Origin of the sequence: Amycolatopsis sp. MJM2582, assembly GCF_000754115.1 — a bacterium.
Taxonomy (GTDB): domain Bacteria; phylum Actinomycetota; class Actinomycetes; order Mycobacteriales; family Pseudonocardiaceae; genus Amycolatopsis; species Amycolatopsis japonica.
In genome coordinates, this window is sequence record NZ_JPLW01000011.1 from 88,613 (window position 1) to 107,865 (window position 19,253).

A 19,253-nucleotide genomic window follows, 5' to 3' on the forward strand; every position below is an offset into this window, starting at 1 on the left:
TTCTCTTGGACGGATTACGGGACGTGATGAGGAGAATCCCATGCGCAAGCGCTATTACGCGGCGTTGGCCGGGCTGGTCGTGGCCGCGGCGGGAATCGGTGTGCCCGCCGCGGCGGCGGCGGGAGAGCAGCAGGCCGAGTCGGAGCGGCAGGCGTGCCAGCGCTCGTTCGACCGCGCGGTCTGGGAGGACATGGACAGCTACAACAAACGCGACGAGGCCCGCTACCGGGCGATCATCCACCAGAACATGGTGACCGTCGGGCGCAAGGGGCAGCTGTTCATCGGCTACGAGGCCAACGTGGAGCCGGTGGTCGACGTGCAGTTCAAGCTCCCGTACGAGTGGAGCATGCCGTGGACGGTGACCCACACGGTCGTCGAGGACTGCAAGATGGGCTACGCGATCCTCGACGCGTACTACAAGGTGCCGTCGCAGAACATCAACCGGCACTACACGATCAGCCTGACGCTGGTGCGCGAGCACGGTAAGTGGCAGGTCATCAAGGACACCGTGACCGACGTGCTGCCCTGAGCCGGGGGAGGCGAGGGGAAACGTCAGGAAAGGGTCGTTCAGGACGAAATATGTCCTGAACGACTCTTTCCTGACATCCTGGGCTCAGGGTTTCCGGCCGACCCCGGCATACGGCAGCGAGTTGATCTCCGGGTCTTCGGACATGTCGCCGGCGCCCTGGGGGTTCCACATCGCGCATCCGACGACACCGGGCTCGATGACGTCGAACCCCTCGAAGAACGAAAGCACCTGGTCGTGGGTCCGGGGGATGGGGTCGTTCTGGGTGCTCTTGTACGCCTCGATGGCCTCGTCGAGGCCGCTCGAGTTCGCGTCGGCGGCGACGTGCGAGATCGCCAGGAAGCTGCCGGAGGCCATCCGCTCCCGATAGCGGGCCAGGATGGCGTGCGGCTCCCACGAATCCGGCACGAAATGCAGCAGCAGCAACATGAACAGGCCGATCGGCTGGTCGAGGTCGAGCAGTTCCCTGGTCTCGGGCGCGTCGAGGATGTCGTTGGCGTCGCGGAGGTCGGCCTGGATCGCCGCGCACCGGTCGTTGCCGCGCAGCAGCAGTTTGGCGTGTGCCACGGCGACCGACTCACGGTCGACGTAGACCACCCGGCAGGACGGGTCGATCCCCTGGACGATCTCGTGGAGGTTGCCGACGGTCGGGATACCGGAGCCGATGTCGAGGAACTGCCGCACCCCCGCCTCCACCATGTGCAGCGCGGCACGCCGCAGGAAGGCGCGGTTGAGCCGGGCCGCGTCGCGGATACCCGGCATGATCTTGAGGATCTGTTCGCCCAGCTCACGGTCGGCCTGGAAGTTGTGGTCGCCGTTGAGCCAGTAGTCGTAGACCCGGGCGGGATTCGGCACGGTCGTGTCGACCTCGGGAGGCACCCAGCTCAGGTTCGAAGTCACCGTCGTCGCCGCCGTTCGGTTGGGATCCGTTGGGGCACAGGAGTCTAGCGGTCTGGCGGGACCGGGCTGCCATCGTCCGATCGTGTGGATGTGCGGCGGCGGAAGCCTCACCGCGGCCTCGCGGCCCTAAGGTGGCCGGGTTCACCGTCCAGGCACCGGGAGACGAGCACGATGGCAGCACCTCCGGACGTCGCCGTCGCACCGGGCCGGTGGCCGGTACTGGGGCATACCGTGCCGATGCTCCGTGACCCGCTGAAACTGTTGTCCTCACTGAGTTCGCACGGCGACGTCGTGCGGCTCGACTTCGGCCCGATGCCGGTCTATCTGGTCACGACGCCGGAGCTGGCGTGGCGGCTGCTCGCCGTCGACGCGGGGAAGTTCGACAAAGGCATCGTGTTCGACAAGATGCGGCCGTTGTTCGGCGACGGCCTCGCGACTTCCAACGGTGCCTTCAACCAGCGGCAACGACGGATGATGCTGCCCGCTTTCCAACGGAGCCGGATCGCGCTCTACGCCGAGACGACGATGACGAAGCTCGCCGTAGACCTTGCCGACTCGTGGAAACCGGGCGAGGTCGTCGAATTCGACCGGCGTATGCAGGATCTCGCGCTGACCATCTCCGGGCGCACGCTGTTCTCCACCGAACTCGGCGACGACGCGCTCATCGAGATCCAGCGGTCGATCCCGATCATGTTGAAGTACGTGATGGTCCGGGCGTTCTCGCCGAAGTTCGTGGAACGCCTGCCGATCCCGGCGAACCGCGAGTTCGACGCGGCGGCCGCACGGCTGCGGCGGGTCATCGGCGACGCCGTCATCGAAGCGCGCGAGAAGGGCGGCGATCAGGGCGATCTGCTGTCGATGCTGTTGCTGGCCGAGGACGACGAGACCGGCGAGAAGATGACCGACCGGCAGGTGGAGGACGAGGTCATCACGATCCTCACCACCGGCGCCGAGACCACGGCCGTCGCGCTCGCGTGGTTCTTCCACGAGATCGGGGCGAGGCCGGATATCGAGCGCCGCTTCCACGCCGAGGTCGACGAGGTGCTGGCGGGCGGGCCCGCGCGGTTCGAACACCTGCCGCGGCTGGTCTACACGCAGCGGATCATCAACGAGGTCGTCCGCCGGACGCCGCCGGTGATCCTGATGCGGCGGGCGCGGGAGGACGTCGAACTCGGCGGCGTGCGCCTCCCCGCCGGTACCGAGGTCGCGGTCAGTCAGCACACGGTGCATCGCGATCCGCGCTGGTTCCCCGATCCCGAACGGTTCGACCCGGATCGCTGGGAACCCGAGCGTGCCGCCGAGGTGCCGAAGGGCGCGTTCATCCCGTTCGGTGCCGGTGCCCGGCTGTGCCCCGGACATCAGTTCGCTCCCACGGAGATCGCGTTGGTGGCGGCGACGATCGGCGCGCGATGGCGGCTGGAACCGGTGCCGGGGGTGAAGGTGTTCCCCAAGATCAAAGCGACGATGCAGCCGAACCGGTTGCCGATGATCGCGCGTCCGCGAACCCGAGGCTGACGGTGAACGTTCGATCACCAGGTGTAGGGTTCATGCTCCTTCCGAGCGTCCCGATTCCGGAGAGGGTTCTGTGAGAATGCCGCTCAAACTGGCCACGGCGGTGGCCACCTGCTGCGTGCTCCTCGGCGGTTTCCTGGTCGCGGCCCCGGCCGAGGCCGTCGACGTCCGCTGTTCCGATCTGGATCTGCCGGTCACCGGCCCGCTTGGCGAACCCGCCACGGTGCACGGCCGGTTCTGCCTGCCCGAGGGGCCGGCGCCCGAAGCTGTCCAGTTGCTGGTGCACGGCGGCACCTACAACAGCGCCTACTGGGACCTGCCCTACGACCCGGATCGCTATTCCTACCAGCGGGACATGGCCAAACACGGCTACGCGACGTTCGCCGCGGACCAGCTCGGTTCGGGCGGGAGCAGCAAACCGTTGAGCCTTCCGCTCCTGCTGCCGGTGCTGGCGCGGTCGATGCACGAGGTGGTCGGTCACCTCCGCGCGGGACGGGTCGGTGGTACGCCGTTCGAGAAGGTCGTCATCGTCGGGCATTCGGTCGGTTCGGGGATCGTCGCGGCCGAGGCCTCGACGTATCAGGACGTCGACGGCGTGATCCTCACCGGGATGACGCATCTGCCGTCGGTTCCCGCGCTGACACTCGGGGTGCTTTTCGGCCTTCAGCCCGCGTTCACCGATGGACGACTCGGTTCGCTGGGCAGCGATCCGCTCTATTTCACGACGAAACCGGGAGCGCGTGCCGGACTGTTCTACGCGACGGAAAATACCGACCCCCAGGTCGTCGAGGCGGACGAGGCGACCAAGGATCAGGTTTCGGTCCCGGGAATGGGGACGGTCGCCGTGTTCGGCATCGTGTTGCCCGCGACGAAAGCGATCCGGGTTCCCGTTCTCCAGGCCGTCGGGTCGGAGGACATCCTGTTCTGCGGCCTTTTCTCGCTGCGCGACTGTTCGAGCGCAGAGTCGTTGCGTCCGGCGGAAGCGCCGTTCTACCGGCCCGAGGCCGAGCTTTCCACGTATGTTCTGTCCGGTGCCGGACATTCGCTGGCGTTACATCGCAACGCGTCCCAGTATCGGGACGCCACCCGCGATTGGCTGAGGGAAAAGGTCGGTGTTGCAGTACCGTAGGGTCACCACCCGATTGGGTGACCGTCAAACCGTGAGTACGGCTTCAGAATCGTGGAGGATGTTCCTCCACCACGGAATACGAAAGCGACCCCAGGACCGGCGGACGTGACTGCCCCACTTCCGGACGGCGATGAGTTCCCCGTATCGCCGGACGCCCCGAAGCCAACTTCATCCTCCGCGGCACCGAAGCGGAAGAACGCCGCGCCGACCCGCGCCACGCTGGCCCGCAAGTGGGCCTACCTGGTCACCGGTACGGCGTATCTTCCGTATACCCACGCCCAGATCGAAGAGCATTTCGCCGCTCTGCTGGACGAGGTCTTCGACGCGGTGCTGAGCGGCGACGCCGAGCCCGCGCAGGCCACCGAGGCCGGCGCGCGGCTCGTCGCGCTCAGGTGCGTCGGGCCGGACAGCCTGCGTCGCACGATGGACGTACTCGGCAAGGGGCTGTTGCACGAACCGGAGTTGCGGGGCGTGAAGTCGCTCCCCGAACGGGTGTTGCAGGTGCTCGGCGCGCTCGCGTCCGGCTACGGCGAGGCGTTGCGCGAGAGCATCCAGACGCAGCAAGAAGATCTGAGCCGCACGTTGGTCACGCTCGAACGCGAGACGCGGCGTGAGCTGGTACTGACCCAGGCGCGTTTCGAGCAGCTGTTCACCGGCTCCGCGACCGGCGTGGCCGTCACCAGGGTCGACGGCCGCGTCCAGCGGGTGAACCCGGCGTTCGCCGAAATGCTGAACCGGCCCGTCGCGGATCTGAACGGGCTCAACCTCTACGACCTCGTGCACCCGGACGACGCCGACGGCCTGCGTGAGGGCTACCGGAAGCTGCTCGAAGGCGAGAGCCAGCGGCTGGAGATGTCGCGAAGACTCGTGACCGAGGACGAGGAACCACCGTGGGCCGCGTTCACCGGCGCCGTCATCCGTGACCCGGCCGGTGAGGCCCAGCAGCTGATCACCCTGGTCGACGGCGACACGGACGTCTCGCTGCTGCAGCGGCAGCTCAGCCGTCAGGCGTTGCACGATCCACTCACCGGCCTGCCGAACCGGCAGTGCTTCGGCACCCGCCTGGAGAAGGCGTTGCGGCACGCCGACCCGTCCTTCGGCGTCACGGTGTACCACCTCGATCTGGACGGGTTCTCGCTGATCGCGGGCGGGCTCGGCCAGAAACAGAGCGACGACCTGCTGAAGAACGTCGCCGCGAAGCTGCGGGCCGTCGTCGGCGGCGAGGACGCGCTCGTCGCCAGGATCGGCGGCGACGAATTCGGCATCCTCATCCAGAACACCGCGACCAGCCCGGACGTCGCCACCGTCATCGGCATGATCAACCAGGAGCTGTCCGAACCGGTCTACCTCGAGAGCGGAAGCGGCGTCGCGGTTTCGGCCTGTGTCGGCGTCGTGCACCGGCCGCCGAGGGACATCGCGCCGAACGAACTGCTGCGCGTGTCGGACATGACGCTGCGCCGGGCGCAGGCCAACGGTTACCGGCAATGGGCGCTGTCCGATTCCGTGCTCGACAGCCGGGAGCGGCACGAGTTCGGCCTCGCCGTCTCCATGGCGGGCGCCTGGGAGACCGGTGAGATCGAGGTCGGCTTCCGGCCGCTGACGTGGCTCGCGGACAGCACGCCGGCGGGTATCGAGGCGAGGCTCGCGTGGAACCATCCGCGTCACGGCCGGATCGGGCACGACACCTGCGTCCGCTTCGCCGACGAGACCGGCCTGATCGTGCCGCTCGGCGAATGGCTCATCCGCACCGCCTGCGAGGAATCGGACGACAGGCTCCCGATGGTCGTGGGGCTGACCCCGCATCAGGCCGCCGATCCGGATCTCGTCGGGTCGGTGCGGACCATCCTGGCCGCGACCGGCCTCGGGCCGTCACGGCTCCGGCTGGGCTTTCCCACCGAGGCCGTGCTCTCGGATGTGGGCGAGACGGTCGACAATCTGCACCTCCTCGCCGAGATCGGCGTGGACGCGGAACTGCAGGGCTTCGGCGCGGGCGGCGACGTCGTCTGCCTGGTCGACGTGCCCGTGCGGACGGTCCGGATCGCTCCCCGGCTGGTGGAGCGGCGGACGGAACCACTCGCGGAACGCACGCTGCGGAACCTCATCGACACCGCGAGCATGGCGGGCGTGACGGTGATCGCGGACGGCATCGATTCGACCGGCGACGCGGGCTGGTGGCAGTCCGTCGGAGCCCACATCGGCGCCGGACGGTATTTCGGTTAGGCCGTTTGCCGCAACGGGAGGCGCTAAGTTACCCGAGGGTTGACGTTCGCGGGCGGATTGGGCAACATCCCAGGTCCTCACCCCGCACCTCGGAGGCACGCACATGCAGGACGGCCCGAGGCGTGCCGGGCGTTTCAACGCGCCCGTCGTCGTCTTGAGCCTGTTGCTGGTGATCGCGCTCGGCGCCTGGTGGGGCGTCGACTACCTGCGGGCCCGGTTGGCGGGCAACGGATGTGACGCGCTGACGCCGGTCGAGATCACCGCGGCGCCCGACGTGGCGCCGGTGCTCACGCGGCTCGCGAAGACCGTGCCGCAGGAAGAATGCTTCAGTGTCAACGTGACCGCGAGCGAGTCGGCCAAGACCGCCGATCTGCTCGGCACCACCGCCTCCGGCGGGCCCGACGTCTGGATTCCCGAGTCGAGCACGATGTTGTCGCAGGCCAGGGACGCCGGTGCGTGGAACCTGCCGGAATCCGGTCAGTCGGTGGCGAATTCCCCGGTGGTACTGGGACTTCCCGACGAAACCGCGCGGCGGTTCGGCTGGCCGGGGAAAACCCCCTCGTGGCAGGAGATCCTCGACGGCGCACCGATCGGCATCCCGGATCCGGCGCGCGATCCGCTCGGCGTCGGCACGTTGCTCGCCTTGCGGAAGCTGACCGAGAAGGAGCCCGACCCGGCCGCCGCGTTCACCGCCACCATGCGGAAACTGAACCCGGCGCCGGACCGGTTCCCGGCCGCCTTCCCCGCGACCGAACAATCCGTCCTCGCGCGGAACCTGGTGGCGGCGTACCCGGGCGTCCCGGTGCAGGGGTTCGACTACCCGTATGTCGTGCTGCCCAAGGCGTCCGAAGCGTCGAGGACCGCGGCGGAACGCTTCCTGCGGCTGCTGCTCGACCCGCTCGCCGGCGGTATCTTCGCCGACGCGGGATTCCGGGCGCCCAATGGTCAGTTCGCCGTGCCGCGGGCGCGGGACAGCCGGACCGATCCGGCACCGCTCCCACCGGGAGCCCCGCCGGTCGCGGAGCTGTACGCCGTCCTGCAGGCCTGGGCGGGGACGAATCTGAGCGCCCGGGTCCAGGTGCTGCTCGACGTCTCCGGTTCGATGGCCGCCGCCGTGCCGGGCACGGGGAAGAGCCGGATGGACCTCACCCTGCAGGCCGCGACGCAGGGGCTCGGCCTGTTCAAACCCACGACAGAACTGGGTTTGTGGCTGTTCTCGACCAAATTGGACGGTGACAAGGACCACCGTGTCCTGTTGCCGATGAAGACGATCGCCGAGCAGAAGGCCTCGGGTGGTGTCGCACGACTCCAAGCCGTGCGGCCGAAAGCCGGTGGCGCGACCGGGCTCTACGATTCGATCCTCGCCGCGTATCAGAACGCCAGGCAGAACTGGAAACTCGGCCGCATCAACCTGGTCGTCGTGCTCACCGACGGGCGCAACGAGGACAGCGAGACGATCGGGCTGCCCCGGTTGCTGGAGGAACTGGGGAAACTGCAGGATCCGCGGAAACCGTTGCCAGTCATCGGGATCGGTATCGGGCCGGATATCGACGCGTCCGAACTGCGGCAGGTTTCCACCGCCACCGGCGGGGAATCGTTCACCACTCCCGATCCGAGGAAGATCTCGGACGTCTTCTACCAGGCGCTGAGCAAGATCATGTGCCAGCCGCCGACCTGCAAGAATTGAGGCGATCCGTGGCTCTCCGGGGGAAAAGACCTTCGCCGGTCGCGCTCGCCGCGTTCGCGGCCGGCGTGATCCCGTTCGTCCTGCACGTGTGGGCCGCTCTGCGCGGCAGCCTCGCCCAAGACGACTTCGTCATCACTTATCACGCTGCGAAGGCGGGCCCGTTCGACTTCGGCTACTTTTTCCAGGACTATCACGGCCATCTCGCGCCCGGCGGCTTCCTCCTCGCCGATGTGCTGACCGCGTGGGCCCCGCTGAACTTCGCCGTGCTGATGGCACCGGTCCTCCTGATGCAAGCGGTGGCGTCGGTGCTGCTGTGGGCGGTACTGGTGCGCTGTTTCGGGCGCCGGTGGGGGATTCTCGTCCCGTTCACGATGTTCACGACGTCGACCCTGCTGCTCGTCCCGACGCTGTGGTGGGCGTACGCCATCCAGATCGCGCCCGTGCTGCTGGCCGCCACCGCCGCGCTGCACGCGCACGTGCGGTATCTCGCCGACGGCGGCCGCTGGGCGATCGCCACCGTGGCGTGGACCGTGTTCGGGCTCGCCTTCTACGAAAAGGCGGTGTTCATCCCGGTGCTGATCGCCGGGATCACCGTGCTGCTCGGGATTTCCTTACGCCGCCACCTCGTCCTGATGGGTGTCCTCGCCGCCGTCCTCGCGGGCTACGCCGCAGTGTTCCTGACCTTGACCACGAGCCAGGTCGGGCAAGGTGGCGGCCCGGTCACCGTCGGCACGGTCGCGGACATGACGGGCCGGATGCTCGGCGACGCCCTGATCCCCGGGATGGTCGGCGGGCCCTGGTCGGGGCCGGGCCCCGGCGCGACGTTCGCCGCTTCCCCCGTGGTGGTGCGGATCGTGCTGCTGCTCTTGGCCGTCGCGACGCTGGCCATCGGGATCCGCATCGGCGGGCTCCGGGCCCGGAAGGCGTGGATCCTGCTGGGCCTGGTGTTCGTGGCGGACATCGGGCTTTCGGCGGCCACAAGGCTCACCGAGGTCGGCCCGGAACTGGGCAGCGATCCCCGCTACGTCGCCGATCTGGCACTCGTCGTCGCGCTGTGTCTCGCTTTCGCCTTCCTGGAACCCAAACCGCTCGACCGGCCTTCGGATCCCGTGCCGTCCTCGGCGAAACGCCCGGTCGCCCTGGCGCTGTGTCTCGCTTTGATCGCGAGTTCCGCCGTGGGTTTCTCCCGGCTGGCGCCCGGACTACGGTTCGAACATTCCCGGGATTTCCTCGCCAACGCGCGCGCTTCGATCGAACGCGACCCCGACCTCGTCCTGTTCGACACGGCCGTACCGAACGACGTCCTGCACGGCTGGTTCGGCGAGAACGCCCGCGCCTCCCGGGTGGTCGGCCTGATCCCCGGATTCCAGTTCGATCAGCCGACCAGCCGGATGTCCCTTTTGGACGATTCGGGTACCGCGAGGACGATCATCGGCGTGGAACCGGTTTCCCGTGGCCTGCCCGGTCCGGTGGCGGGCTGTGGCTACACCGTCGGCGAGCAGCTGGTCCGGGTTCCCTTGGACACGCCCGTTCTCGGCCGGTACCTGCTCCGGATCGACTACTTCACCTCGGACGGCGGCGAAGGGTTCGTGGATCGGGACGGAGCCCGCGTGCCGGTGTGGTTCCAACCCGGCCTGCACACGATGTATCTGCCGATCGAGGGCCTGTTCGACAAGGTCGGCTTCCAGTTGTCCGCCAAGGGTGCTCCGGTCTGCCTCGCCAAGGTCGACGTCGGCAGACCGCTCACTCAGTAGGGGTCGTACGGGCTGTCGTGGCCGAAGATCTTCGCGACGGGAGCCAGGCGCAGCCGCAGCAGGATCTTGATCCCGACGTTGCGTGCGAACCAGGGCAGCTGCGCGAGCACGCGCAGCCGGTCCTTCGCGGACGGCGGGGTGAGCCGGAACCGGGCCAGTGACGTCGCGCGGTCGAGGTAGGTGTACCGCCGTCCGAAGAGGACTTTCACGATCGTGCCCAGCGTGACGCCGATCGAGGAAAAGCAGTCGTGGACCAGGATTTCCCCACCGTCGGCCAGGTTCGCCGACCAGCGCAGGTCGTCGGTGTAGGTCCAGTAGTCGTGTTTGCCGTCGATGTAGAGCAGCTGGATCGGGCGGTCCCAGCGTGGGCGGAGCTTCGTGCTGTACTCCGCCACGAGCTCGACGACGTCCTCGACGCCTGCCTTTCTCAGGTTCGCCTCGAACCGTTGGCGTGTCGGCGATCCGCCGAACAACCGGCCGTCGACGAACGGGTCGACCGCGACCACCCGCGCCCCGACCGTGCGGGCGGCGCTCGCGAGCACGATCGTCGAACGGCCCTGGTGGCTGCCGATCTCCACGATGAGATCGCCCTTGTCCAGCCGGCACGCGGCGTTCCACAGGGCGAGGCCTTGATCCCGCGTCATCCAGCCCTTGACGGGTTCGGCGAGCGACCACGCTTCTTCGAAACCGTCTGTCATAGGGCGCATAGTAGCCACGTTTCCGCCTAGTATCTACCGGATGGTAACCCCCGGCGCGCTCGTGAAGAGGCCGAGCACGTGGATCGTGCTGGCACTCACCGTGCTGTCCTTTGTGCAGCGTCCCGGCAGGACGACCTTCGACACGAAACTCGACCTCGCCGTGGATCCGCTGGCCTTCCTCGGCCGGGCGCTGCACCTGTGGAATCCCCAGGCGACGGCGGGGGAGCTGCAGAACCAGGCCTATGGCTACCTGTTCCCGATGGGGCCGTTCTTCGCGGTGTGCCAAGCCGTCGGGATACCGGTGTGGATCGCGCAGCGGCTGTGGTGCGCGATCCTGCTCTCGGTCGCGTTCGGCGGCGCCCTGCTCGTGGCCCGCGCGCTGAAAATAGGGAACGAACGGACTCGGCTGATCGGAGCAGTGGGTTACGCCCTCGCGCCGAGGATGGTCACCGAAATCGGTTCGCTGTCCTCGGAAATGCTGCCCGCCGTCCTGCTGCCGTGGGTGCTGCTGCCGTTGATCCTCGCCGATCGCATCGGCTCGCCGCGCCGTGCCGCCGGGCTGTCCGCGCTCGCCGTGTTGTGCATGGGCGGGATCAACGGCGCGATGGTCGTGATGGCGCTCGTGCTCCCGGGATTGTGGCTGCTGACCCGGAAATGGCGCAGTACGCACGTCGCGCTGGTCATCTGGTGGTTCGTCTTCGTCGTCGGCGTGGTGCTGTGGTGGTTCCTGCCGCTGGTGCTGCTCGGCCAGTACAGCCTGCCGTTCCTCGACTACATCGAGTCCGCGACGAACACCACGGCGCCGATGTCGTTGTTCGAGGTGCTGCGCGGCACGAACCAGTGGGTCGCCTACGTCGTGCAGGGCACGCCGTGGTGGCCTTCGGGCTGGGCGCTGATCGACAATCCGGTGCTGATGGCGGCGACCGGACTGGTGGCCGCGGTCGGGCTGTTCGGCCTCGCGCGGCGTGGGCTGCCCGAACGGCGGTTCCTGGTGCTCGGCGTGCTGACCGGGCTGACATTGCTGACCGTCGGCTACGTCGGGACGCTCGACAGCCCGCTGGCGGAACCCGTGCGGCATCTGCTCGACGGCCCGCTCGCGCCGCTGCGGAACGTGCACAAGTTCGAACCGGTGCTGCGGCTGCCGTTGATGCTGGCGTTCGTCCACGGCATCACGAGCGCCGCGCCCGCGATGCGGCGAAATCTGCGGCCGGCGCTGGGCGCCTTGCTGGTCGTGGCGATGGCCGCGCCGGTGTGGCTGCTGACCTTGCGGCCGGGGCCGGGTTGGGACGAAGTACCGGGATATTGGTACGACGCGATGGGCTACGTCGCCAAGACCGACGCGACGGCGCGCACGCTGCTGCTTCCCGCGACCGGGTTCGGCGAGTACGACTGGGGCCGCACGGTGGACGAACCGGCGCAGGCCATCGCGGACAGCCCGTGGGCGGTGCGCAACCAGGTGCCGTTGGGCTCGGAGGGCAACACCCGCCTGATGGACTCGGTCGACGCGGCCTTGGCCGACGGCAGAGGTGATCCCGGGCTCGCGGCGTTGCTCGCGCGGTCGGGCTACCGGTTCCTGCTGCTGCGCGGCGACGTCGACCGCGCCAAGGTGGGCGCGCCCGACTTCACGACGTTGCGCGCCGGGCTGGCGGGATCGCCGGGGATCGAGAAGTCGGCCCAGTTCGGGCCACTGGAAATCTTCGAGGTGAAACGTCCGGTGCCGCTCGTCACTGCGACGTCCACGAAGGACGTTCCGACGGTGAGCGGCGGGCCGGAGAACCTGTTGCCGCTGATGAACTCCGGGCAGCTCGAACCCGGCACGCCGACGGTGCTGACCGGGGACGGCGGTTCGCCGACCGGGCCGAGGCTGGTCACCGACGGGCTGCGCCGCGCCGAACGCAATGTCGGCGGCGTGCGGGACAACCTGAGCCAGACCCTGACCGCCGGGGAATCCCCGCGCCAGCAACGAGCCGCGCTGGACGTCCTGCCGTTCCCTGGTGAGCAGCACCAGACCGTGGCCGCGTACCGGGGCATCCGCTCGGTCACCGCGTCGACGGCGGCTTCGTTCGCGGACGCCTTCGGCGGCTCGGATCCGAGCCACCAGCCGTTCGCCGCGCTGGACGGGGATCCGCGTACCGCCTGGCATTCGTCGAGTTTCACCGGCCCGATCGGGGAGTGGCTCGAAGTCGAACTCGACACCCCGCGGCTGGTGAACTCGGTTGATCTCGCGATGGTCGACGACATCCGCGTCGGCTGGCCGCCGACCAGGATCCGGATCACCACCGACAACGGTTCCGTCGATCACCAGGTCGTCCGGGGTGCGGGGGCGCACACCTATCCGGTTCCGGCGGGGGTGACGCGCAAGGTGCGGATCACGTTGCTGTCGCTCGTGGTCGGCAGGCAGGACGGGAACGTCGGGATCTCGGACCTGAAAATCCCCGACGTGGAACCGCAACGCGCGCTGGAAGTTCCCGCCGACCTCGGGGCGGGAACGCCGCCGGGGTTCGCGTTCACGCGTGGGCAGCAGCCGAGGTACGCGTGCGTGCCCGGCCGCTGCGACCCCAACGCGGGCCGCGACGGTGAGGAACCGGACGGAATCCGGCGGCTGTTCTCGACGACGTCGCAGAGTGCCTACGAGTTCGGTGGTACCGTGTTGCCGGCGGGCGGTGGCCGGGTGCCGGTGGAGCTTCCGGGCTTGCGGGTTTCGGCGACGTCGCAACTGGGCGGGGATCCGTCCTCGAGCGCGTTCGCCGCGGTGGACGGGAATCCCGCGACCGCCTGGCAGCCCGACATCACGGACCTGCGGCCGACGATGACGCTGGACTGGGCGAAACCTCAGACGATCTCCGGAATCCACGTCGCCGCCGACTCGCGTGCTCCCGCGCGCTTGGAACTGACCACGCCCACGTCGAGCCGTTCCGTCGAACTCGACGCTTCCGGCGCGGCGACCTTCCCGCCCCTGGAGACGTCGCAGCTGAAGATCGCGTTCGCGGGCCTCGACGACGACCAGCGGACCCGGAACTCGCTCGGGATCGGGAGTCTTTCCCTGACCGGGGCGGAACTTCCCGCTCCGGCCGCGGAATTCGCGCTGCCCTGCGGATCGGGTCCGAACGTCCGCCTGGACGGCTTCGACTACGACACCTCGGTGCGTGGCACACTCGCCGACTTCGTCGCGCACCGGCCGCTGACGCTGTCCGCGTGCCCCGATTCGGCGGGCGGTGTGGACCTCGCGGCGGGCGGGCACGAACTGCGGACCGACCGTTCCGACTCCTTCGTGGTCCAAGACCTCTGGCTCAAACCCGCCGGCCGGGCCCTTACGCCCGCCGCGCATCGCGCCGTCACCGTGGACTCGTGGGACGCGACCTCCCGATCGGTCACCGTCGCGGGCGGCGACGAGTCCGTTTTGGCCGTTCCGGAGAACGCGAACGCGGGCTGGACCGCCTCGCTGAACGGGACTCCGCTGGTGAAGACGCGCGTCGACGGCTGGCAGCAGGCGTGGATCCTGCCCGCGGGTTCCGGGGGTGTGGTGCGACTGGAGTTCACGCCGGACTGGAAGTACCGGTCGGGTCTGCTGATCGGGGCGGTCGCGATCCTGCTGGTGCTGATCGGTGCGCTGTGGCCGGTCCGCCGTCGTCGTATTTCGGTGGCAGCCGGTTCCGGGCCGGTGGTGCCGGTGGTCCTGATCGGACTGCTGGCCGTACTGGGCGGGATGCTGCCGATCGTGCTGCTGATCGCCGTCCTGCTGGCCCGCCAGTTCAGCGAACGCGCGCCGCGATACCTCGCTTTCGGCGGGATGGTCGTGGGAACGCTCGTCGCGGTGGTGGGGCGGCTGCTGGGGCATGGGCAGGAATGGGCCTATGGGCCGGTGACGCAGGCTTCGCTGCTGCTGGCCGCGGCGGCGATGGTGGCGATGTGTGTGCCTTGGTTCGCGGGCCGCTCAGCCGAGCCGGACGTCGGGCCGCGGTCGTAGGCGAGCGCTGTCCAGCGCCGCTCGGAGCTCGGCCACGACTCTGCCGGGCTCCGAACGCAGTCGTGACGGCAGCGTCTGGACGACGATGATCCCGGCCGCGGCATATCGGGCGTTGCGGGCGAGAGTGTCGCGAAAGCCGGTGTCTCCCGTGTGATGCTCGAGGGAATCGATTTCCCAGGCGAAGCCCAGTTCGTCGCACCAGCCGTCGGGCTGCGCGATGTAGGTGCCGTCCGCGCCGAAGATCTTGACGTTCCACCGGCACTCGGGCAGATCCGACCGCTGCCAGAGACGCCAGGCATCGGCCTCGGCGACCGATCGGGCGCCGCCCAGGATCGGGAGAAGCGCGCTTCGCAGAAGTTCCTTGCCTGTCCGGTGGCCTTCGTCGAGCTCGTCGGCGAGGGATCGCGGCAGGCAGAAACCGCGCTGGACGGACTCGGCCATCATCGCCGTGATCTGGTCCTTGTGCGGTGTCCTTCGCGCCGCGTCGATCACCGCGCGGGACACCGGAGCCGTCGGGATTCCGGATCGCGGTCTGGGATGGGGGAGACGTCGTGACCGTTCGATGTGGACGAACCCGCGGTTCGCGACCGAGCGGTTCGCGGGGACGAGCACGTGGACCTCGTCGGTGTCCGGGAGGTAGCGCAGTCCGTAACGCTCCAACGCCCGAACGCCGGTCAGGATCGAGCCGGGGCCGGAATGCAGGAGCGCGGCGTGAATCCTGTGCTCGTCGGTGGCCTCGCCGTTCTGGAGCAGCACGACGCCGGGCAGCAGCATTCGCCACTGCCCTCCCTGACGACAGCGTCGCGAAATCGTGCTTCGCGATACTCCGATGGCCTCGAGTTGTTTCGCCGTGATCACCGAAGGACTTTCGACGATCAGTGGGTGGCGAGCCCAATCTCCTCTTCGCACGGACTCAGCATGGAGTCGATCACCGACAGAATGCGCCGGCCGGACGTCGTGACCGGACCTTTCAGGCCTGACCGTGTGGATTTTGGTGCGTTAGATGACCCGAAATCCACACGGTCCCTCACCGCCTCCGCGACCGCAGTTCCAACACCGCCCCAGAAAGCGCCAACCCCCCAGCGCAGCAAGCGGCGACAGTCACCACCTGAGCGGCCGAAGCGTGCAGCCAAGTCGTCACCAGCACCGTCTCCACCACCACGGTCGTCCACATCAGCACGGTCACCCGCCGGTCACCGGCGGCGAGGCGCGAGAACAGCAGGATCTGCACCAGCGCGAGCATCGAGCCGGCGAGGGCGAACGGCCAGACCGGCATGGTGCTGGCGGCGTAGCCGGAGCCGCCGATGAACGAGAGCAGACGCGACCCGAATGCGAAAGAAACCAACAGCACGAAGGCGTCCAGGGCAGCGCAGACGGCCAGGGCGGCGGGCAGGATGCGGCGCCGGTCGTCGCCGTTCGCGAAGCGGGGCAGCACCAGGACACCGACGGCTTGGGGAAGCCAGTACGCGATCTTCGTGACGATCGCGCCGAGCGCGTATTCGCCTGCTTCGGCAGCGGGGAGGGTGTGGCGCGCCAGCACGAGGTCGAGGTTCACCAGCAGGACCAGCGCCAGCATCGCCTGCGCCGCGTGCAGGACCTCGCCCGCGTGCCAGCCCGCCTTGCGGGGCCGCGGCCGTCCACAGAGGACCCAGCCGCAGAAGATCACCAGGTACGAGCCGATCGCGGTGCCTGCCAGCGCGCCGGTGGCGTCACCGCCGATCAGCAGGCCGATCAGCGAGCCGCCGACCTTTCCCGCGCCTTCGAGCGACATGAGCCCGGCCAGCAGCGCGAACCGGCCGCTGCCCTGCAGCAGACCGTGGAAGAGGCCGAGCAGCGTGAGCGGTCCGAGTGTGACGGTGAGCAGCAGCGCGGGCACCACCGAATCCAGGTGCAGCACGAAGACCAGCACCGGCGCCAGGATCAGCCCGATGGTCGCGACGACTGCGCTCGTCGCGAGGCCGAGCGCGAACAGCGTCCCGCTGTCCTGCGACTCCTTTGACGAACGCAGCCGGGCCACCCGCAGCGCGACCACGGTTTGCAGCCCCATCGCGGGCACGACGCCGATCACCAGCACCGCCAGCAGCGAACTCAGCTCACCGAACGCGCTCGGCGCGAGCAGCCGGGCGGCGACGATGCTCAGCGCGTAGGCGCCGGCGTTGTTCGCGGCCAGCGCGAGCGAGACGAGGATCGCCGCGACACGCTTGTCGGTCCTGGTCTGGTCGACCTCGGCGTCTACGCTCAACAGAGCTCCCATTACCGGCGAGTAATCTCCGCGACCATAACCGCGATCGAGGCGGAAAGGGAAGGGCACTTGGACGCACGGCGCGAACGTCTCGTCCTCGCCGCGGTGTCGGCGGGGCTGGCGCTGCTGGTGTTCCTGCCGGTGCTCGGACGCGGCTTCGTCCTGAGCTACGACATGGTGTTCGCCCAGCGTCAGTCGCTGATCCCGGACGCGCTCGGGCTCGGTTCCGCACTGCCGCGATCGGTCCCCGCCGACGCCGTGATCGCGCTCGCGACCGCACTCGTTCCCGGCGACATCGTCCAGAAAATCGTCTTGTTCCTGGCGCTCTTCGGAGCGGCATACGGCGCAGCGCGGCTGGTCCCGACGGAGCAACTCGGTACGCGCGTCGTCGCCGCCACCGGTTACGCGTGGACGGCCTATTTCGCGGAGCGGTTGTTCATCGGGCATTGGCCGCTCCTGCTCACCTACGCGTGCCTCCCGTGGATCGTGCGCGCCGCGCTTTCCCTGCGCCGGAACGAACCGAGGGCGCTCGCCCGGCTGATCCTCGCCTGCGCCCCCGCCATGCTCACCCCACCCGGCGGAGTGCTGGCCGCGCTCACCGCGATCGTGCTGGCCGGGCCGCGAAAACTGGGCCACACCCTCGGTCTCGCCGTCGTGCTCAACCTGCCGTGGCTCGTCCCGACGCTCCTGCACGACGGCGGAACGCTGTCCGATCCCGCCGGGGTGGCCGCGTTCAGTGCCCGCGCGGAAAGCTGGGGCCCGGCCATCCTGAGCGTGCTCGGACTCGGCGGGATCTGGAACGGCGACGTCGTTCCCGGCAGCCGGGGCGCGCCGGTGGCGCCGGTGCTGATCCTCGTCACGGTCGCCGTGGCCTTGGCCGGGTTCCGCCCGCTGGCGCGGAAGTGGGGCACCCCGTCGGCGAGGGCGTTGTGCCTGCTGGGGGTTCTCAGTGTCGTGCTCGCCGCGCTGGCGACCTTGCCGTTCGGCGAGCCGGTGCTGTCCTGGGCGATGGGGCACGTGCCCGGCGCGGGGCTGCTGCGGGACGCGCAGAAATGGGTGGCGTGGTGGGCGCTTCCGGTCGCGCTCGGCTTCGCGCTCGCGGTCGAGGCCGCCACCGCACGTCTGCGGACCGGGGCGGCGCGTGGGGCGCTCGTCGTGGCCGCCGCGCTCTTTCCCTTGCTCACCATGCCCGATCTCGCGTGGGGCGGCTGGGGAAGACTCGAAGCGGTGCGCTACCCGGACGACTGGAACGCCGTCCACCGGGTGCTCGCCGAAGACGACCGGCCCGGCGACGTCGTCGCGCTGCCGCTGTCCACGTTCCGGAGTTTCGCCTGGAACGACCACCGGACCCAGCTGGACCCGGCGCCACGCGCACTCCCCGAGACCGTGCTCGTCGACGACACGCTGCGGGTCGGCGGCGAGGAGATCGCCGGCGAGGATTCCAGAATGGACCGTGTCCGCGCGGCGAAGTCGCCGGAAGACCTGTCGGCGGCCGGAATCGGCTGGATCCTCGTCGAACACGGGACGCCGGGGCGGGTCGATCCTCGGTTGCTGACCGGCGCGGAACCGGTGTGGTCCGGTGACTGGCTCACGCTTTACCGCACTCCCGGTGAACCCGCCGTGACCGGGACGCGATCACCGCTTCCTGTGCTGCTGGCAAACGGAGTAGCGCTGGTGACGATCGCGGCCGCACTGTTGTGCCTCAAGTTACCGGTGCGTACATTGAGCCGACGCAGGAATTCCCTGTCGCGGAAGGAGTAGGTCTTGGGCACCCTCATCGGCGCGGCCGCCGCCGTCATCATCGGGCTCGCAACGGCCGCAGGGGGGAGTTACGCGCTGACGAACTCCGCCGATCCGGACGCCGCACCCCAGGTGCAGGCGAAGATCAAGGAGCAGTTCAACCCGAACTCGAGCCCCGAGCACGTCATTTACGGCAACCGCTGAGCCGGTGTCCGAGCTCGCTTCCGACCACGCCGGCCGGGTCGTCGGGCTCTACGGCGACCCCACCGTTTCCTGGAGCATCCTCCTGGAAGCGCGGCTGTCTTCGTTTCTGGCGCCGGAAAAGGCGCGGATGCGGCTGGCGGTCGCGGTCGGGGAACGACCGTGGCTGGGGGCCGCTCCGGACGTCGAAGCCGTTCGGGGCGAAGAACTTCCGGCGGTCCGCGATCGGTTCGCCGAGGCGGCGTACGAACGCGGCGCCCCGCTGCTCCGGGTCGCCGTCGGCACCGACGAACCGGTCGTGCTGATCGCCGCACACCACGGCGCGCTCGACGGTCTCGGCCTGCTCGCCGTCCTCGGTCTGGCCCTCGACGTCCCGATTTCGTCCGCCGCCAAGGGGATCGGCGCCCGCACGGCGGACCGATCCTTTCTCGTGTCCGCCTTCCAGCGGCTCGCTGAAGCGCTTTTCGCGCCCCCTGCGAGAATCACTCCAGAGAGGTCTGAAAGCGGCCCTGGGGACGTGTTCAGCGCCAGGATCCTCCCGCGCTCACGGTTCGGGTCCTCCGCGTTCGCCGCGGCCGCCGCGGATTTGACCGAGACGTGGAATGCCCGGCATGGCGAGGAAGCCGCCCGCGTCGTGGCCGCGGTCGGCGCGTCGTGGCGAGGCGGCGCCGCCCCGG

General features: G+C 69.1%; 13 protein-coding genes. 9 read left to right on the forward strand and 4 right to left on the reverse strand.

The annotated features are described in order from the left end of the window. The first annotated feature begins 40 nt into the window (after positions 1-40). Positions 41-529, forward strand: a complete 489-nt coding sequence (locus ED92_RS40770; protein WP_037348235.1) for a hypothetical protein — start codon at positions 41-43, stop codon at positions 527-529. A gap of 84 nt (positions 530-613) precedes the next feature. On the opposite strand, the gene ED92_RS40775 is transcribed toward ED92_RS40770, so the two are convergent. Further along, complete coding sequence (locus tag ED92_RS40775) at positions 614-1,426, reverse strand: SAM-dependent methyltransferase (protein WP_037348237.1); 813 nt, start codon at positions 1,424-1,426, stop codon at positions 614-616. Positions 1,427-1,597: 171 nt separating this feature from the next. Between ED92_RS40775 and ED92_RS40780 the strand changes: the two genes are divergently transcribed. The 5 genes from ED92_RS40780 (at position 1,598) to ED92_RS40800 (ending at position 9,728) form a co-directional block, all read left to right on the forward strand. Beyond that, on the forward strand, positions 1,598-2,941 hold the full coding sequence (locus ED92_RS40780) for a cytochrome P450 (RefSeq protein WP_037348238.1): 1,344 nt from the start codon (positions 1,598-1,600) through the stop codon (positions 2,939-2,941). 76 nt (positions 2,942-3,017) lie between these two features. Further along, positions 3,018-4,067 carry an alpha/beta hydrolase gene (locus ED92_RS40785; RefSeq protein ID WP_152611172.1) on the forward strand — a complete coding sequence of 350 codons (1,050 nt, stop codon included), beginning with the start codon at positions 3,018-3,020 and terminating at the stop codon, positions 4,065-4,067. A gap of 105 nt (positions 4,068-4,172) precedes the next feature. Next, complete coding sequence (locus ED92_RS40790; RefSeq protein ID WP_037348241.1) at positions 4,173-6,287, forward strand: bifunctional diguanylate cyclase/phosphodiesterase; 2,115 nt, start codon at positions 4,173-4,175, stop codon at positions 6,285-6,287. 103 nt (positions 6,288-6,390) lie between these two features. Then, complete coding sequence (locus ED92_RS40795; protein WP_037348243.1) at positions 6,391-7,974, forward strand: substrate-binding and VWA domain-containing protein; 1,584 nt, start codon at positions 6,391-6,393, stop codon at positions 7,972-7,974. Positions 7,975-7,982: 8 nt separating this feature from the next. Next, positions 7,983-9,728, forward strand: a complete 1,746-nt coding sequence (locus ED92_RS40800; RefSeq protein WP_037348246.1) for a hypothetical protein — start codon at positions 7,983-7,985, stop codon at positions 9,726-9,728. On the opposite strand, the gene ED92_RS40805 is transcribed toward ED92_RS40800, so the two are convergent. After that, positions 9,722-10,426 carry a class I SAM-dependent methyltransferase gene (locus ED92_RS40805; RefSeq protein ID WP_037348248.1) on the reverse strand — a complete coding sequence of 235 codons (705 nt, stop codon included), beginning with the start codon at positions 10,424-10,426 and terminating at the stop codon, positions 9,722-9,724. The two genes, ED92_RS40800 and ED92_RS40805, sit on opposite strands and share 7 nt — an antisense overlap. Before the next feature lie 40 nt (positions 10,427-10,466). Between ED92_RS40805 and ED92_RS40810 the strand changes: the two genes are divergently transcribed. After that, positions 10,467-14,393 (forward strand): alpha-(1->3)-arabinofuranosyltransferase, encoded by a 3,927-nt coding sequence (locus tag ED92_RS40810; protein ID WP_037348249.1) that lies wholly within the window; start codon positions 10,467-10,469, stop codon positions 14,391-14,393. Here ED92_RS40810 and ED92_RS40815 read toward each other — a convergent pair. Continuing rightward, positions 14,361-15,167, reverse strand: a complete 807-nt coding sequence (locus tag ED92_RS40815; RefSeq protein WP_235213521.1) for a hypothetical protein — start codon at positions 15,165-15,167, stop codon at positions 14,361-14,363. The two genes, ED92_RS40810 and ED92_RS40815, sit on opposite strands and share 33 nt — an antisense overlap. A gap of 253 nt (positions 15,168-15,420) precedes the next feature. Next, positions 15,421-16,635 carry a lipopolysaccharide biosynthesis protein gene (locus tag ED92_RS40820; RefSeq protein WP_037348297.1) on the reverse strand — a complete coding sequence of 405 codons (1,215 nt, stop codon included), beginning with the start codon at positions 16,633-16,635 and terminating at the stop codon, positions 15,421-15,423. Between the two features lie 69 nt (positions 16,636-16,704). Between ED92_RS40820 and ED92_RS40825 the strand changes: the two genes are divergently transcribed. Together ED92_RS40825 and ED92_RS40830 are read left to right on the forward strand one after the other, a co-directional pair. Then, the gene (locus ED92_RS40825) at positions 16,705-18,396 is read left to right on the forward strand and encodes a hypothetical protein (RefSeq protein ID WP_037348250.1); all 1,692 of its coding nucleotides are present in this window, start codon (positions 16,705-16,707) and stop codon (positions 18,394-18,396) included. Between the two features lie 3 nt (positions 18,397-18,399). Then, a complete protein-coding gene (locus ED92_RS40830; RefSeq protein ID WP_037348252.1) occupies positions 18,400-18,579 on the forward strand; it encodes a hypothetical protein in 180 nt (59 codons plus the stop codon). The last annotated feature ends 674 nt before the right edge of the window (positions 18,580-19,253 follow it).

What these genes read in the sequence shown, in the direction of transcription:
- ED92_RS40770 (WP_037348235.1), top strand. Translation starts at nt 41, where the DNA reads ATGCGCAAGCGCTATTACGCGGCGTTGGCCGGGCTGGTCGTGGCCGCG.
- ED92_RS40780 (WP_037348238.1), top strand. Translation starts at nt 1,598, where the DNA reads ATGGCAGCACCTCCGGACGTCGCCGTCGCACCGGGCCGGTGGCCGGTA.
- ED92_RS40785 (WP_152611172.1), top strand. Translation starts at nt 3,018, where the DNA reads ATGCCGCTCAAACTGGCCACGGCGGTGGCCACCTGCTGCGTGCTCCTC.
- ED92_RS40795 (WP_037348243.1), top strand. Translation starts at nt 6,391, where the DNA reads ATGCAGGACGGCCCGAGGCGTGCCGGGCGTTTCAACGCGCCCGTCGTC.
- ED92_RS40805 (WP_037348248.1), bottom strand. Translation starts at nt 10,426, where the DNA reads ATGACAGACGGTTTCGAAGAAGCGTGGTCGCTCGCCGAACCCGTCAAG.
- ED92_RS40810 (WP_037348249.1), top strand. Translation starts at nt 10,467, where the DNA reads ATGGTAACCCCCGGCGCGCTCGTGAAGAGGCCGAGCACGTGGATCGTG.
- ED92_RS40815 (WP_235213521.1), bottom strand. Translation starts at nt 15,167, where the DNA reads ATGCTGCTGCCCGGCGTCGTGCTGCTCCAGAACGGCGAGGCCACCGAC.